We start from the raw sequence: 16,094 nt of genomic DNA, 5'->3' as shown, positions 1-16,094 counted from the left end.
GCCGGGACGCACCGAGGTGAGGACGTCCTCACCGCTCCGGAGGCGGCTGCCGCCGAGGCGGAGGAAGCCAGGCCGAAAGGGGCCGCCTCGAAGGACGGAACGGGCAGGTTGCCGGGACCGGTCCCGAGCGGGAGCGGCCCGAACGCCCTCATCCGGAGATCTTCCAGGGCGGCGACTCCACCGCCGCCCGAGCCATGGCCGGCCGGGTCTCCGACTGGTACTCGACGCATCCGGCGTCGACGAACACTCCGGCTGGAGGCCGCTCTCGCGGGACGTTCAGGGGCGACGGATCAGCACGGTCCACCTCGCGCCGACCGCCAACGCCGCGCGCCGGTCCTCGTGCCGACCGGGGGCCATGCCGCGGACGGCCCGCGGACGGCCCGCGGTTCATCACCGTGCCCCCGACGACACGGATCCTCGCCCCGTCGGCCGCCCCGCGCACCCGGCCGGACGCGGTCGTCGGCGACAGGGCCTACTCGTCCCGCGGTGGCCGGACCCCCCTGCGCGGACGCGGCAGGCGGGCGGTGATCCCGAAGGATCAGGACCAGGCCGCCGACCGCGGCGAGGAGGGCGTCGGGGGCGGTCGGCCCCTCAGGCGGACGGCGCAGCCGCGCCCGGGGCCGCAGCCCGCCGCGTTCCCGAGCATCAGCCGACCCGCCACGGTCACCCCTTCACGTCACCCGACCTCATCCCACCGCCGCGCCGGACCCCTCCAGCCCTCGTAGGACCTCCCGCTCCGTCTCGGTCAGCGGCGGCCCCGCCGGAGTCCGCAGCGGTGGGCCGCTCAGGGTCGCCAGGAGCGCTGACGGGCGAAGGAACCGCTCCGGGCCGGCCGTGAGACTGGTGACGTCCCACACCGCCGACGCCGCGCCGTACGACCCCGTGGCCGTGCGGATCACCCGCCGGGTGAATCCGGTGACCAGCCGGTCCGCGACGGTCGGGGCACCGCCCCGCGTTCCGGGGAACCAGACGTCCTGGCTGACGGCCATCGTCCAGGCCGCCCCGACCGACGACGCGGCCCCCCGCTGCACGCGCCGCGCGAGGCCCGCCGACCCGACCCCGCCGCCCCGGCCCAGTTCCCGGCTCAGCACCCGCGCGCCGAGCGCGGCAACGGACATGCCCTGCCCGTACGCCGGGTTGAAGGTGGCCAGCGCGTCACCGAGGACGACGAACCGCTCGGGCCACTCCCGCGTCTTCTCCAGGTACCGCCGGTGGTTGCTGGTGCTGCGGCTGACGTGGATGTCGGTGAGCGGCTCGGCGCCCGAGATCAGCCGCCCCACGAGGGGATGCGGCAGATCGAGGGTGTACCGGAGGAACTCGTCCGGGTCGGAGGGCGGTTCGCCTCCGCCCCGAGTCCCGGCGAGGCTGACCATCCACCGGTCGTCCTCGATGGGCAGCACCATGCCGCTGCGTCCGGGCCGCCCCTGGTACGGGTTGGCCTGGATGATGGTGAGCGGGAACCGTTCGGCTCCTTCGGGGGTGCGGTAGACCCGCGTGGCGTTGACCAGCCCCGCGTCGACCGTCTTCTCCCGCACGTCCGAGATGCCCAACCCGGAGAGCCATGTGACGACCCGCGACCCCCGTCCGCTCGCGTCGACCACGAATGCGGCGTCGATCACCTCGTCCCCGTCGGGAGCGGCGACCCGTACGCCCGTGACGCGCCGCGCGTCGCCGGTCAGTTCCCGTACCTGACCCTTGCGGACCTGGACGCCTGTGTTGGCCAGCACGGCGTCGCGGACCGCCCAGTCGAGCAGGGCCCGGCTACAGGTCATCATCCGCGGCCCCTCGTGGCGCCAGCGCCGGAACCAGCCTTCGGGCGTGAGGGCGATCATGCCGGAGCTGAGGGATATCTCGCGGGCCCCGGCGGCGAGCAGGTGCTTGCGCATGCCGACGCCCGGAACGAGGTCCTCCATGGCGGCGAGTCCGCCGGCCATGAGGAGGTGGGCGTGCCGCCCCTGCGGCAGGCCCTTGCGGTGTTCCGGCCCGTCGGGCAGGTCGTCCCGTTCCAGCACGATCACTTCGTCCACGACGGTGGACAGGGCCGCCGCGGCCAGCATGCCGGCCAGCCCGGCACCGATGACGACAGCTCTACTGGACATGGGGCTCCTCGTACTCGGCCATGAAGGCAGTCATGGCAGTCATGGCAGGCATGACGGTCATTGCGGACACAACAAGCAGCGGGACGGCGGACATCGGGGCGGCGGACATCCTGACTGCGGACGCCACCACGGCGGAGGTGCGGCCACCGGGGGACCGGCCCCGCGGCACGTGCGCCGCGAAGGGACCCGCCCACCAGGACGTTCGGCCACGAAGGCCTGCCGCCGCACCAGGCATCCGGCCGGGAAGGCTTTCAGCCGTGGAAGGCTTTCACCGTACCTTCACCGATCGCGTCCGGGGCGGGAGTTCGGGCCAGTGCCTGCGCCAGCTCGACCAGTCCTGCGGCGCCGGACACCTCGGTGGCGTGCAGCCGGTGGGCGCTCGGGGTCTCGCACGGCGCCTCCCGCGCGGCGGCCCGTCGGGCGGCCTCGGCGAGCATGGCGGCCTCCGCGGCGACCCGTGCCTCGTGCGCGCCGCGGCCCTCGGCGAGCGCGGCGGCGAGCGCCCGCGACCGTACCCGGTCGTCGAAGTAGGGGGCGAGGGCGAGCAGCGCGTCGTGGATGGCGACCTCCCGCCAGTGCAACCGCTCCTCGGGCAGCCGCCACCAGGAAACGGGCGGCTTGGGAGCCACCGACACGAACCCCACGCGGTCCCACAGCGGCCGCAGTCGCCGGTGGTCCCGCAGTCCGCGCCCGTGCGCGACGGCCGCCGGCAGCAGCCGCGGCAGGACGTAGCCGGCGGAGCAGAGCAGCGCGCCGAGGGCGGCCATCGGCGGGGCGACGGTGGTGGAGAGGAAGTCGAGGTCGTGTCCGCTCCAACGGGCCACGACCGCGGTGTACTTGGTCAGCTGGAAGCCGAGCAGGTCCAGCAGCGCGCCCACGAGGATCAGCAGCAGCCCGGTCCGCAGCAGCCCGGTGACCTCGCGCATCCACTGCACGCAGACCACGGCCATCGCGACGATCGCCACGGTGTGCCCGAGCAGGTAGAGCACGATCATCTCGCGCATGTACGGCGTGTTCGCGTAGTAGGTGTCGAGATCGGTGAGCCGTTCGGTGGGTGCGTCGGCGAGCGCGAACAGCACGATCACGGCCACGATCAGCGGTCCGTACACGGCGATGCCGCCCAGCACCTGCCGCCGTACCCGCTCGGGCGGCCCGCCCCGCCAGTGGGCGAGCAGGATCAGCAGCGAGCAGCTGTACGCCGAGAGCATGCCGTACGTCAGCGGGGCGCCGAAGTTGGGGATGCCGGTGAGGTCGTTGACGGCGGCCAGCGTGACGGGCGCCGAGCAGACGAAGACGAGTGCGCCGAGGGTGATCGCGACACAGGTGGACACGGTGAGGGGGTTGGACGCGGCCGAGCGGGGCCTGCGGAACAGAACGGCGGCGGACAGCAGGAGGACGGCGCCGGCGAGATAGACGACGAGGCTCACGGGGTCCTCCGTTCGGCGGGGACCGGTCCGGCCGCCGCCACCGCTTCCGTCGCGGCGGCGCGCACGAGGGGTTCGCCGGCCAGGGCGTCGGCGATGCGCACCAGCGCGGCCGGGTCCGGCGCCCGCTCCAGCAACCAGTCGGACTCCCCGGACACGCCGGCGTCGCCCCCGTCCGGCCCGGCTTGCGCCTCCCGTCGTACGGCCGCCGCGATGACGGTCGCCCAGGCCGTCGCCGCGGCTCGCTCCGCGTCGCCGGTACGGCGCAGGGCGGCCCGCCGCGTCACGTCGTACAGGTCGCGGTCGACGTAGGCGTCCAGGTGGGTCAGCGCGTTGTGGATGCTGGTCCGGCGCCAGACGAGCCGGGTGGCGGGCCGCACCCAGCACGGCGGGGGCAGCCGCAGGGCGTGACGGGTGAGCACGCCGTCCAGTTCGCGTTCCAGGGGTTCGAGGCGGGCGTAGGCGCGCCGGGTCCGCCGCCACTCCGTCAGCCGGGGTCCGGCCAGCGGGACGAGGACGCCGACGACCGTCATGACCGCGCCGAGTCCGGCCGCCGCCGGGGAGGCCTCGGTGACCAGGGCGGACCAGTCGTGGCCGGTCCAGCGGGCGGCCACGGCGGCGAGCCTGGACAGGCTGTACACGGCCCCGCACAGCGAGCCCAGGCCCAGCGTCACGAGGCCGGCCCGCAGCCAGCCGCGCACCTGGCGGGCCCAGCACAGGGCGGAAACGCTGGTGACGCCGACGGCGGCGAGGTGCCCGAGCAGGTAGAGCAGGATCATCTCGCGGAGGTAGGGGGTGTTCGCGTAGTAGGTGTCCAGGTCGGTGCGCCGCTCCACGGGCGCGTCGCCGAGGACGAACATCGTGACGATGCCGAGGACGACCAGCGTGTAGGCCAGGATCCAGCGCCGGGCCGTCCGTCGCACCCGCGGTCCGCCCCGCCAGTGCACGATCAGCACCTGGGAGGCGGCGCTGTATCCGGTGATCGCGGCGTACGTCAGCGGTGCGGCCAGGTTCGGTGTCCGGCCGAGGCGGTTGACGGCGCCGACCGTGGGCGGGGCGCCGAGCAGGAAGCAGAGTCCGGCCAGACCGAGCACGGCGCAGATGGACCGCAGATAGGGGTCGTGCCGGTGGCGCAGCAGATCGGGGGCCCGCACCAGCAGGCCGAGCCAGAGGACGGCGGCGCTGACGTAGTGGGGCGCGCCGTTCACCTGCGGGTTCCGCGGTAGTTGAGGGCCGCGCCGATGCGGCCGGCGATGTCCTGGGTGTCGTCGCCGCGGTCGGCGTACACCGAGTCGGCGGAGGCCTCCAGCCAGGAGCGCAGCCGACGGCCCATCAGCATGCCGAAGCGGTCGGCCTCCTGCTCGTCGGAGAGGGAGAAGTCGGTGCGGGCGGCGGCGGCCGGAGCGGCGCCGGGCACGGCGTCGGTCTGACGCCGGTGCATGTGCCACACCTCGTGGCAGAAGATCACGATCTGATGCCAGACGGCGGCCCGTTCGTCGATGACGACGTCGTCGTGGCTCTCGCCCTCCAGCCAGAGCCCGCTGGCGGTGTGGGGTGGGAACACCGCGCGGTGCACGACGATGTCGCGGCCCCGCCATCGCGCCGCGGCCGCGACGACGGCGTCGAACAGGGCCTCGGGCTCGGCCGGGACCGGAACCCGGATGGGAGCGATGAGGGTGTCGGCGAGGCGACGCATCTCCCTGTTCGTACGCACGGTTCTCCCCGTGGCTGCGCGGGCGTTCGGTCCTGCAATATGCCAAGACCTGTGCCGTCTCAGCTACCTCCGCCTCCGACGCCCGGAAGATTCGGCGCGAACTCGGTGGGGAGGAACCGCTTGTAACGGATGAACGGGATACGGCGGCCCGACACCTCTGGCCGAAAACCTCCCGTGTCACCCACCCACTCCCCGCTCCCCGCCCGGAACGACCCACGCCCCGCCCACCAGATCCGGCCTTTGTCGGCGAGTGTGCGGGTCCGGTGAACACCGGGTGGAAGAGTCACGCACACCGCGCGGCGCGATCCCACGCCGGCCACTCGCCCTCGCATCGGACGCCCCCACCGGAACGCCAGGACGCCCGCCGTGCGTTCGGCCCGCCAGCCGGGCGCCCGGTGCGTTCGCCGTCCGCCCGGGGCGGTGCCTTCATGTCCCTGTTCGGCCCGCAGGCATCCGCCGGGGCGCCGCTGCCGCTAGCGCTGGGCGCGTTCGTGGCCCGCGGGGGTGCCGGTGCGGCCTCCGTCCGCGGGGGTGTCGCTGTGGACTCCGCCCGTGGGGGCGTCGGCGCGGACTCCGCTCGTCGGGGCGGCGGCCCGGCCGTCGTCCTTGGTGGCGGCCCGTTCCCTCACCGCCCGTACCGCGTCCGGCTGTCGCAGTGCACGCGACACCGCGCCGATGTCCCTGAGCAGGTCGGTCGTGTCGGACTCGCCGTCGGTGTCGCGTTCCAGCCCGCGGCTCCTGGCGTCCACCGCGTCGAGCACGGTCACCGCGGCGGCCAGTGCCTTCGCCCGGTCCGCGGGGAAGCCGAGGGCGAGGGCCGCGTCGTAGGAGCGGCCTCGCAGGTCCTCGTCGACGTACCGGGCCAGTGCCAGCAGCCCGTCGCGGATGAACGTCTCCCGGCGGATCAGGCGCAGGTCCGGCGCGGAGCGCAGGACGCGGGGGACGCCGCCGCCGTTGCCGGCCTTCATCAGCAGGTACAGCGGCCGCAGTTCGCGCACAGCGAACCGGACCTGCCAGCGGTCGTGGAGGTACTGGCCGGCGTGCGGGAGGATGAACCCCACCGCGATCAGGACGGCGGACAGGCAGGCCAGCGGCGGCGCCACGGCCGTGCTCAGCCAGTCCAGGTTCCGCCCCGCCCACCGGCCGCCCACGGCGGTCAGTTTGGCCGCGTCGAAGAGCAACTGGGCCGCGTAGCCCACACCGAGGAACTTCAGCCCCCAGCGCAGCAGGGAGTCGAGTCCGTCGGCACGTACCCAGTTCCAGATCAGCGCGTTGGTGATCAGCGTGGCCGCGGTGTGCGCGAGCAGGTAGAGCACGATCAGTTCGCGGGCGTACGGCGTGTTCGCGTAGTACGTGTCGAGGTCGCGCAGCCGTTCCTCGGGCATCTCGGCGAGGGCGAACAGCACCCACAGCGCGGCGATCACCCCGGCGTAGGTGCCGAGGACCCAGCGCATGGCGGAGCGGGTGCGGGCGGAGCGGTCGGACAGGCCGTTGCGCCAGGTGATGATCAGCAGCAGACACGAGCCGCAGAACGCGGTGAGCAGCGAGTACACCCAGGGACCGGAGATGTTGGGCACGCCGGTGACCCGGTTGACCCAGGCGATCGTCGACGGCGCCACGAACACGAACACCGCCAGGGCGAGCAACAGCAGCCCGCCGACCGCCCGCAGCAGCGGGTCGGTCCACAGGCGGATGATGCTGGGCAGTTTGATCGCGAGGGCGGCCGCGAGGATCCCGGCGGGGATCCACCAGAAGGAGGGGTAGAACTCGTTGACGAAGCCGGCCGGTGTCAGGGCCAGCGGTTCGGTGAGCCGCGCCGCCGCGGGGGTCAGGGCGCTCATCGTCGGTCAGCTCCTCCGCGTCCCCGGTAGCCCAGGGACCGCTGAACGGGTTCCAGGGGTACGGCGGTGTCGTCGCCGTGCAGCAGCGGCCGTAGGGCGGCTGCCAGGCGGTGGCCGAAGTCGTCGGCCTGTGCCTCGTCCTGTGCGCGGGAGCCGTTGCGGGCGGCGACCGCGAGGATGCCGTCGTGCCAGGCGGGGCGTACGGCGAGCGCGCGGGCGGCCGCCGTACCGGCGCTGTGGTGGTGGTCGTGTCCGGCGTGCAGGTGCCACAACTCGTGCCCGAGGATCACGAGTTGCTGCACCTCTTCGGCGCGTTCCTCCACGATGACCAGGTCGAAGTTTTCGAACTCCACCCACAGGCCGGTCACTTCGATCTCGTCGGGGAACCGCTCGAAGCGCAGCTCGACGGGCCGTCCGCCGCGCAGTGCGGCCATCTCCTCGCACAGCGCGTGGGCGACCTCGCGCACTCCGTCCGGCGTCCGGGGCCGGGCCCGCACCGCGGCGGTCAGTTCGCCGGCCAGACGGCGCATGGCGGGGCCGGTCCTCGCGCGCCGCAGCTCCGAGGTGATCCGGGCAGCCGTTCCGCGCACGCCCGCGATGTCCATCCGGTCCCCTTTCCGGCCGCCCTGCGGCAGCCGTCCCCGAGGCTACGCGGCCGGAGGCGTCCGCGTCACGGGGAAGCGGGCGCGGAGCGGGCGTGGCGCCGGCGTGGGACGGGCGGGACGCCGACGGGGCAACGATATGGCACGGATTCCGAGCGCCCGCCCCGCAGAAAGCGCTATCAGACGCAGTGTCGGGAAGGTGCGCCGGAAGTCCTGGCAGTCCTGTCAGAACCATTGACGCGAGGGCGCATCGAATTTACGGTCCCGTTCGAAGTTACGGGCACAATTCGAGATGTCGAACAGTAGGGCAGGACATGGGACGACCTGGCCTGAGTCGCAGGCAACTTCTGGCCGCCGCCGGCGGCCTGACCGTCGCGGGCAGTTTCGGGTTCGCGGCGCTCGGGACCGGAGCCGACGCGCTCGCCTCCGGTGCGGACACCCGGGTCCGGTACTGGAACCTCTTCAGCGGCGGCGACGGATACAACATGATCGCGATGCTGGACGCCTTCCGGAAGGACAACCCCGGCATCGACGTGAAGGACTCCACCCTCCAGTGGGGCAGCCCCTTCTACACCAAGCTCGCCATGGCCGCCGCGGGCAACCGCGCACCGGACCTCGGCGTCATGCACATGGGCCGGGTCACCGGCTTCTCGCCCGGCCGCCTCCTGGACCCCTGGGACGTCGACCTGCTCGCCAGGTACGGCGTGCGGGAGGCGGACTTCAACCCCGCGCTGTGGAAGCGGGCCGTCATCGACGGCGAGCTGTACGCCCTCCCCCTCGACATCCACGTCCAGCTCTGCTTCTACCGCAAGGACGTGCTGAGGAAGGCGGGCCTGCTCGGCGCCGACGGGCGGATGGTGTCCGTGACGTCCACCGACGCGTGGTTCGACGCGCTGAAGGAGGCCAGGCAGGCCACCGGGAAGGGGCTCCAGACCATCGGCCTGTGGCACAACGACCAGAACTTCCAGTGGTGGTTCTTCGTCGCCTTCTACACCCAGCTCGGCGGCACCTGGTTCGACGCCGCCAACACCGAGGTCACCTTCGACACCGACAAGGCGACCCAGGTCCTGGAGTTCCTCCGCCGGCACATCACCGACGGCTACGCCGACCCGGGATTCGGCGGCGGCGCGGGCGCCGAACAGTTCGTCAACGGCGCCCCCTTCGTCTGGGAGGGCAACTGGTCGGTGCCGGTCTTCGACGCCGCGGAACTCGACTACGGCGCCGCCCCGCTGCCGCCCGTCTTCGGCGAGCAGGCCACCCACGCCGAGTCGCACGCCTTCGTCCTGCCGCACCAGTCCGGCCGCGGCGGCGCCGCCGACGACGCCGCCCACCGGCTCGCCGCCTACGTCGTCAGGCACGCCCAGCAGTGGGCGGCCGGCGGCCACATCCCGGCGTACACGCCGACCCTGTCCACGGCCGCGTACCAGAAGCTGAGCCCGCAGAACGAGTACGTCACGGCGATGGATCACCAGGCCGCCGAGCCGAAGGTCTGGTTCGCGGGCTCCACCGGCATCCTGGCCCAGCGCGTCGGTCCCATCGTCGTCTCCTCGACGATGGGCTCCGCCAAGCCGGATGCCGCCGCCCGCCGCATGAGGAGCACGCTCACCGCGCTGCTCGCCTCGAAGAACCCCATGGACGGCAGGACCGCCGCCCAGGGAGGTGCGGCCGCATGACGACGACCAGCGCCGAGGCCGTCATCCGCCCCGCGCGTGCGAAGACCGCCGCGCGGGGCGCCACCCTCCGCCGCGGACAGGGGTTCCAGCACGGCGGCTGGTTCGTCGCGCCGTTCCTGGCGCTGTTCACGCTCTTCGTGATCTGGCCGCTGCTGCGCGGCCTGTACCTCAGCTTCACGGACGCCAACATCACCGGGGACGGCGCGAGCTTCGTCGGCCTCGACAACTACCGCGAGGCCCTCGGCGACCCACTGGTGTGGGACGCGCTCGGCCACAGCGCCTACTTCACCCTTCTCGTGGTGCCGTGCATCACCGCGCTCGCCTTCCTCCTCGCGATGCTCGCCCACCACATCGAGCGCGCCAAGTGGCTGTGGCGGCTGTGCTTCTTCGCCCCGTTCCTGCTGCCGTCCACGGTCGCCGCCAATCTCTGGCAGTGGCTGTTCAACCCGGGCACGGGAATGATCAACTACGTCTTCGGCATCGACACACCGTGGCTGACCGACAAGTCGTACGCGATGCTCGCCGTCGTCATCTGCACCCTGTGGTGGACGGTCGGGTTCAGCTTCCTGCTCTACCTCGCCGCCCTCCAGGGCATCCCCGCACACCTCTACGAGGCCGCCAAGCTGGACGGTGCGAACGCCTGGCACCGCATGGTCCACATCACGCTGCCGATGCTGCGCAACATCACCGGGCTCGTCATCGCCCTCCAGATCCTCGCCTCGCTCCAGGTCTTCGACCAGGCGGTGGTGATGATGGACTTCGGCACCGGTCCCGAGGAATCGACCCGCACCTTCGTCCAGTACACCCTCGAAGAGGGCTTCACCAGCTACCGCGTGGGCTACGCCTCCGCGATCTCCATCATCTTCTTCGTGCTCATCGCGGCCGTCGCGCTCGCGCGGATGTGGCTGCTGCGCAACCGTGAGGAGGGCGGCCGATGACCACCGCCGCACAGACCGCCACACCGGCACGGGCCGAGTCCCGCAGGGCGTGGTCGCCCAGCCAGATCGTGCTCACCCTGCTCGGCGCCGCCGTCTCCCTGGTGTTCCTCTCGCCGCTGGTCTGGGCGGTTTTCACCTCCCTGAAGTCGGAGACCGAGGCCGTCGAGGTGCCGCCGCACTGGTTGCCGAAGGACTGGACCGGTCAGGCGTGGTCGGCCATCTTCGAGACCGGCAACATCACCAACTGGTTCGTGAACTCCCTCGTCGTCTCGGTGTGCGTGACGGCCGTGGTGCTCATGGTGGCCGCGCTCGCCGGCTACGGCTTCGCCCGCACGGAGTTCCGCGGCAAGGGCTTCCTCATGGGCGTGGTGATGGCGGGCCTCATGGTGTCCCCGGCGGTCCTCGGCGTGCCGCTGTTCACCACCGTCCAGCAGATGGGCATGGTCGACACCTACTGGGGCATGATCCTGCCGCAGTGCGCGCCCGCCGCGATGGTCTACATCCTCTACAAGTTCTTCCAGGGCATCCCGCGCGAACTGGAGGAGGCGGCCTTCATCGACGGCGCCGGCCGCTGGCGGGTCTTCTTCACCATCGTGGTCCCGCTCTCCCGCCCGTCGCTGGCGGCGGTCGGCATCTTCACCTTCATCGCCTCGTGGAACAACTTCCTGTGGCCGTACATGGTGACCAACAACCCCGACCTCATGACCATGCCGAACGGCATCGCGACCGTCATGAACTCCTACGGCATCCAGTGGGCCCAGCTCATGGCCGGCGGTCTCATGGCGGGCCTGCCGCTGATCATCGTCTTCGTCTTCTTCCAGCGGCAGATCGTGGCAGGTGTCGCGCACACCGGCCTCGCGGGCCAGTGACTCCTCCTGGAGAGCCACCGAGGTGAGGCGCCACGGACGCGCGACGGCACTCCCGCCTCTTCGCCCCTTGCGCCGCGTGCCGCGCGGATGCGAGCGAGACGTACGGGATCAGGACCGGCGGATCGACGACGATCACGGGCCCGTACGCCGACAGCGCCGACACCCCGATGCCGACGGACGGCACAGACCTCCTCCCGGAAGGCCACGGCCGGTACGTCGGGACCGGTGGCCGGTCCTTCCTCAGGGACGGGGGCGAGACGTTCTGGCGCACCGCTGCCTCGTCGCGGCGGACGAGGGCACACCCGAACTCGGCCTGGACACCTGCACGCACCGGCAGTAGGACGGCCGGCCGTCCTTCAGGGCGCGGGCGACCGCGCGACGAGCCACCGCAAGGCCGCGCGGCCGCACCCGTCAAGCCAACACCGACCACCCACCTCGAAAGGCGCGCATGCGAACCGCCCGCTTCACCCTCGATCCCGCTTTCACCGTCGGTCAGGTCAACCCCCGCCTCTTCGGCTCCTTCGTGGAGCACCTCGGCCGCTGCGTCTACACCGGCATCCACGAGCCCGGCCATGCCACCGCCGACGAGGGCGGTCTGCGGCGGGACGTCCTGGACCTCGTCCGTGAACTCGGCGTCACCGCCGTCCGTTACCCCGGCGGCAACTTCGTCTCCGGTTACCGCTGGGAGGACTCCGTCGGGCCGGTGGAGGACCGCCCCCGCCGTCTGGACCTGGCGTGGCACTCGACGGAGACCAACCGTTTCGGTCTCTCCGAGTACATGGCCTTCCTGAGGAAGATCGGCCCGCAGGCGGAGCCCATGATGGCGGTCAACCTCGGCACCCGTGGCGTGGCGGAGGCCCTCGAACTCCAGGAGTACGCCAACCACCCCTCCGGCACGGCGCTCTCGGACCTGCGTGCCGCGCACGGCGACAAGGACCCCTTCGGTATCCGGCTGTGGTGCCTCGGCAACGAGATGGACGGCCCCTGGCAGACCGGCCACAAGACCGCCGAGGAGTACGGCCGGATCGCCGCCGAGACCGCCCGCGCCATGCGCCAGCAGGACCCGGGCGTCGAACTCGTCGCCTGCGGCAGCTCGGCCCAGTCGATGCCGACGTTCGCCGCGTGGGAGGCGACGGTCCTGGCGGAGACGTACGACCTGGTCGACCACATCTCCCTGCACGCCTACTACGAGCCCGTCGACGGCGACGTGGACTCCTTCCTCGCCTCCGCCGTCGACATGGAGTCCTTCATCGAGAACGTGGTCGCCACCTGCGACCACGTCGGCGCGCGGCTGAAGTCGAAGAAGAGGATCAACCTCTCCTTCGACGAGTGGAACGTCTGGTACCTGTCCCGCTGGCAGGAGCAGGCGACGACGTTCGCGCAGGACGACTGGCCCGAGGCCCCCCGCCTCCTGGAGGACAACTACAGCGTCACCGACGCCGTCGTCTTCGGCTCGCTCCTGATCGCCCTGCTGCGGCACGCCGACCGCGTCACCGTCGCCTGCCTGGCCCAGCTGGTGAACGTGATCGCGCCGATCATGACCGAGCCGGACGGCCCGGCCTGGCGCCAGACGACGTTCTTCCCGTTCGCGCAGGCCTCCCGGTACGGGCGGGGCGAGGTGCTCGACGTCCGGGTGGACTCACCGACGTACCAGACCCGGAAGTACGGCGAGGCGGACCTGCTGCACGCCACCGCCGTACGCGCGCAGGACGGCTCGGTGACAATCTTCGCGGTCAACCGGGGCCGTACCGAGGCGCTGCCGCTGGAGGTGACGCTGACCGGTCTCGGGGTCTCGCGGCTCGTCGAGCACAGCGCGCTCGCCGACGCCGACCCGGACGCCCGCAACACACTCGACGACCCCGAGCGGGTCGCGCCGCACGCCGTGGACGGTACGGCGGTCACGGACGGGACGCTGAGGGCGACGCTGGAGCCGCTGTCCTGGAACGTGATCCGGCTGGCCTGAACCGGACGCCGCCGGCTGCCCCACAATGTCGGTATGAGGATCTCGGCACGGGCGGACTACGCCGTACGGGCGGTACTGGAACTGGCCGTACGGCAGGGCGGCGACCCGGTGAAGGCGGAGACGATCTCCGCCGAGCAGGGCATCCCGCACAAGTTCCTGGAGGGGATCCTCGGGGACCTCCGGCGCGGCGGCGTCGTCGAGAGCCGGCGCGGCGGAGGCGGCGGCTACCGGCTCGCCCGCGACGCCGCCCGGATCACGGTCGCGGACGTGATCCGGGCGGTCGACGGCCCGATCGTGTCCGTCCGGGGCGAACGTCCCACCGGCCTCACCTACACGGGCACCGCACAGCCCCTGTTGCCCCTGTGGATCGCCCTGCGCGCCAACGTCCGCAAGGTCCTGGAGGGCGTCACGGTGGCCGACCTCGCCGCGGACACCCTGCCCGCGCCGGTCCGGGACCTGGCGGCGGAACCGACGGCCTGGGAGAACCCGTGACGCCGAGCACGGGCCCGGCCAGGCGCTCGACCGCTACTTCAGCTCCTCGGCGGAGTAGTAACCGGCCAGAACGTAGCTGTAGTTGCTCTTGTCGACGGACGCCGGCTGGAGCAGGTAGGCGGGCACGGGCTTCACGCCGTTGTTGTAGCCCCTTCTGTTGTTGATCCTCGGCGTCCTGCCCTTGAGTATGTCGTCGGCCATGTTCGCGGCCACCGTGGCGAGTTGGCGGAGGTCCTTGTAGACGGTCTGCGACTGCTCGCCGGCGATGATCGACTTCACCGAGGCCAGTTCCGCGTCCTGACCGGTGATGATCGGGAAAGCCTTCCCGCCGGAGCCGTAGCCGTAGGACTTGAGCGCGGACAGGATGCCCAGGGACATGCCGTCGTACGGCGACAGGACCGCGTCGACCGTCTTGCCGTTGTACGACGTGGACAGGATGCGGCTCATGCGCTTCTGCGCGGTCGGCCCGTCCCAGCGCAAGGTGGTGATCTTCTCGAGCGCGGTTTCGCCGGACCGGACGATCAGCTGCTTGCTGTCCAGGTACGGCTGAAGGAGGTGCATCGAACCGTCGTAGAAGTACTTGGTGTTGTTGTCGTCGGGAGACCCGGCGAACAGCTCGATGTCGAAGGGGCCCTCGCCGTCCTCCAGGCCGAGGCGGTCGATGATGTAGCGGGCCTGCTGCCGGCCGACCTGCTCGTTGTCGAAGGACACGTAGTAGTCGACGTTCCTGGAGCCGAGGATGAGCCGGTCGTAGGAGATCACCGGGATGTGCGCGTCGGCGGCCTGCTGGAGCACGCCGTCCAGCGACTTGTTGTCGATGGCCGCGATGATCAGTGCGTCGACGCCCTGCCCGATCAGGTCGGCGACCTGCGCGACCTGGGCCTTCGGGTCGTCGTCACCGTAGACCAGCTTGGTCTCGTACCCCTTGGTCCGGAGGTCCTTGACGACGCTCTTGCCGTCGGTGAGCCAGCGCTCGGAGGCTCGGGTCGGCATGGCGATCCCGATGGTGCCGCCCTCGGAGCTGGAGCTGACCTCGCTGTCCTCGCCGCAGGCGGACAAGGTGAGGGCGAGGGACGCGGCTCCGGCGAAGGTGCGGAGGGCGGCTCTTCGAGTGCGCATGGTGATCGTTCCTTGTTCTTCTCGTCGTTGAGGAAGCCAGCTGACGCCCGTGCCTACGGGGGATCCCGGGGCGCGCTGGACAGACCGGACCGCGGAGTGAGGGGCGCGCCGTGATGGATCCGGAGATGTGCGGCGGTGCGGCCTGACATCCGGGTCCCCGTCGACTCTCGTGATGTCTCTGCCGGTGTGCACCTGGAGGTTCGCCGTTCGAAATCTCGTCACATGATCGCAATGTTGGCGCGACCCTAAGAGGGGGCGTGCGGGGTGTCAACGGGTCGAACAGGAACGGTCACAGAAAGGAACGGAACGCGGGGCGAGGGGAGTTACCCGCAGACACACCCGGTGTCGGTGTGAACGCGTCGAGGTGAATGGCCGGAGTTCGGCCTGCCCGGGTCGCCGGGGCCTCCCTACGATGCGAACGCCCCGGTTCTTCACCTCAACTCCATTGATTCTTCACGCAGTTGGCGTGAGAGCGCGGGCGCAGTCACCCCCCGACCCAGGGAGAGACCATGACAGGTGGGCTCCTTCTGAGCGGCGCCGTCGCCGCTCTCGTCACCTCCGCGCTTCCCGCGCACAACCCGTCCTTCGGGTTCGTCGACCCGCCCCCGGACAAGATCGTCATCGACGTCGCCACGGTGAACGGCTCCGGCTGCCCGGCGGGCACCGCCGCCATCGCCGTCTCCGAGGACAACACCGCCTTCACCGTCACCTACAGCGACTACCTCGCTCAGGCCGGCGGCAACTCCGACCCGACGGCGTTCCGCAAGAACTGTCAGCTCAACCTCGTCGTCCACGTCCCGCAGGGCTTCACCTACGCCATCGCCAGCGCGGACTACCGGGGCTTCGCCCTCCTCCAGCCCGGCGCCACCGCCGTACAGCGGGCCTCGTACTACTTCCAGGGCTCGTCCAGCACGGTGTACAAGAACCACCCCGTCACCGGCGCCTACAACGACAACTGGCAGGCGACCGACAACACCGACTGGGCACAGCTCGTGTGGGCGCCCTGCGGGGTCCAGCGCAACTTCAACATCAACACAGAGCTACGGGTCAACGCGGGCAGCTCCGCACCGGGCAAGGTCAGTTTCATGACCATGGACTCGACCGACGGCGACATCAGCACGGTGTACCACATGGCGTGGAAGGAGTGTCCGGGCACGTGAGACGAGGGGGCCGCCCGCGCGGGCGGCCCCCTCGTCTCACGTGCCGGCCTGGGCCACGAAGTCGGCCCAGGCACTGGGCAGGCACTGGGGGAGAGAGCGAGCTGAGGGCCGCTTCTGCCGGCCTTGGAGCGGCGGACCGTTCCGCCCGCGCGGTCCAGTTCGGCTGCCCGGCTGCCCGGCTGCCCGGCTGCCTTGGGCGT

At 71.5% G+C, this 16,094-nt stretch carries 13 protein-coding genes; 6 read left to right on the top strand and 7 right to left on the bottom strand.

Annotated features, from left to right (window positions below; translation table 11 throughout):
* Nucleotides 1-686: 686 nt before the first annotated feature.
* The 6 genes from ACZ5Y0_RS01320 to ACZ5Y0_RS01295 form a co-directional block, all read right to left on the bottom strand.
* Entirely contained in the window at nucleotides 687-2,099 is a 1,413-nt protein-coding gene (locus ACZ5Y0_RS01320) for an NAD(P)/FAD-dependent oxidoreductase (RefSeq protein ID WP_469126583.1), read from the bottom strand.
* A 251-nt stretch (nucleotides 2,100-2,350) separates the two neighbouring features.
* Nucleotides 2,351-3,526, bottom strand: coding sequence for an MAB_1171c family putative transporter (locus ACZ5Y0_RS01315; protein ID WP_469126582.1), 1,176 nt, complete (start codon nucleotides 3,524-3,526; stop codon nucleotides 2,351-2,353).
* A complete protein-coding gene (locus ACZ5Y0_RS01310; RefSeq protein WP_469126581.1) occupies nucleotides 3,523-4,731 on the bottom strand; it encodes an MAB_1171c family putative transporter in 1,209 nt (402 codons plus the stop codon). The genes ACZ5Y0_RS01315 and ACZ5Y0_RS01310 overlap by 4 nt, the downstream gene beginning before the upstream one ends.
* The gene (locus tag ACZ5Y0_RS01305) at nucleotides 4,728-5,237 is read right to left on the bottom strand and encodes a toxin (RefSeq protein WP_469126580.1); all 510 of its coding nucleotides are present in this window, start codon (nucleotides 5,235-5,237) and stop codon (nucleotides 4,728-4,730) included. Before ACZ5Y0_RS01305 ends, ACZ5Y0_RS01310 begins: the two co-directional genes overlap by 4 nt.
* A gap of 473 nt (nucleotides 5,238-5,710) precedes the next feature.
* Nucleotides 5,711-7,078: an MAB_1171c family putative transporter gene (locus tag ACZ5Y0_RS01300; protein ID WP_469126579.1), complete on the bottom strand. Its 1,368-nt coding sequence runs from the start codon at nucleotides 7,076-7,078 to the stop codon at nucleotides 5,711-5,713.
* Nucleotides 7,075-7,683 (bottom strand): toxin-antitoxin system, toxin component family protein, encoded by a 609-nt coding sequence (locus ACZ5Y0_RS01295; protein WP_469126578.1) that lies wholly within the window; start codon nucleotides 7,681-7,683, stop codon nucleotides 7,075-7,077. Before ACZ5Y0_RS01295 ends, ACZ5Y0_RS01300 begins: the two co-directional genes overlap by 4 nt.
* A 311-nt stretch (nucleotides 7,684-7,994) precedes the next feature.
* On the opposite strand from ACZ5Y0_RS01295, the gene ACZ5Y0_RS01290 reads away from it, so the two are divergent.
* The 5 genes from ACZ5Y0_RS01290 (at nucleotide 7,995) to ACZ5Y0_RS01270 (ending at nucleotide 13,615) form a co-directional block, all read left to right on the top strand.
* Nucleotides 7,995-9,353 carry an extracellular solute-binding protein gene (locus ACZ5Y0_RS01290; protein ID WP_469126577.1) on the top strand — a complete coding sequence of 453 codons (1,359 nt, stop codon included), beginning with the start codon at nucleotides 7,995-7,997 and terminating at the stop codon, nucleotides 9,351-9,353.
* The gene (locus ACZ5Y0_RS01285; RefSeq protein WP_469126576.1) at nucleotides 9,350-10,291 is read left to right on the top strand and encodes a carbohydrate ABC transporter permease; all 942 of its coding nucleotides are present in this window, start codon (nucleotides 9,350-9,352) and stop codon (nucleotides 10,289-10,291) included. Before ACZ5Y0_RS01290 ends, ACZ5Y0_RS01285 begins: the two co-directional genes overlap by 4 nt.
* Nucleotides 10,288-11,160 (top strand): carbohydrate ABC transporter permease, encoded by an 873-nt coding sequence (locus ACZ5Y0_RS01280; protein ID WP_469126575.1) that lies wholly within the window; start codon nucleotides 10,288-10,290, stop codon nucleotides 11,158-11,160. The genes ACZ5Y0_RS01285 and ACZ5Y0_RS01280 overlap by 4 nt, the downstream gene beginning before the upstream one ends.
* Before the next feature lie 448 nt (nucleotides 11,161-11,608).
* On the top strand, nucleotides 11,609-13,123 hold the full coding sequence (gene arfA / locus ACZ5Y0_RS01275) for an arabinosylfuranosidase ArfA (RefSeq protein WP_469126574.1): 1,515 nt from the start codon (nucleotides 11,609-11,611) through the stop codon (nucleotides 13,121-13,123).
* Nucleotides 13,124-13,156: 33 nt separating this feature from the next.
* The gene (locus ACZ5Y0_RS01270) at nucleotides 13,157-13,615 is read left to right on the top strand and encodes an RrF2 family transcriptional regulator (protein WP_469126573.1); all 459 of its coding nucleotides are present in this window, start codon (nucleotides 13,157-13,159) and stop codon (nucleotides 13,613-13,615) included.
* 33 nt (nucleotides 13,616-13,648) lie between these two features.
* Here the strand turns inward: ACZ5Y0_RS01270 and chvE are convergent, their stop codons facing one another.
* Nucleotides 13,649-14,734 carry a multiple monosaccharide ABC transporter substrate-binding protein gene (gene chvE, locus ACZ5Y0_RS01265; protein ID WP_469126572.1) on the bottom strand — a complete coding sequence of 362 codons (1,086 nt, stop codon included), beginning with the start codon at nucleotides 14,732-14,734 and terminating at the stop codon, nucleotides 13,649-13,651.
* A gap of 509 nt (nucleotides 14,735-15,243) precedes the next feature.
* Here chvE and ACZ5Y0_RS01260 point away from each other — a divergent pair.
* Nucleotides 15,244-15,894 (top strand): DUF4360 domain-containing protein, encoded by a 651-nt coding sequence (locus tag ACZ5Y0_RS01260; RefSeq protein WP_469126571.1) that lies wholly within the window; start codon nucleotides 15,244-15,246, stop codon nucleotides 15,892-15,894.
* Nucleotides 15,895-16,094 lie beyond the last annotated feature (200 nt).

The sequence above is a fragment of the Streptomyces sp. NPDC033216 genome, assembly GCF_055577115.1.
The sequence above is the reverse complement of the archived record's forward strand: the minus strand, read 5'-3'. Positions and strand labels throughout refer to the sequence as shown.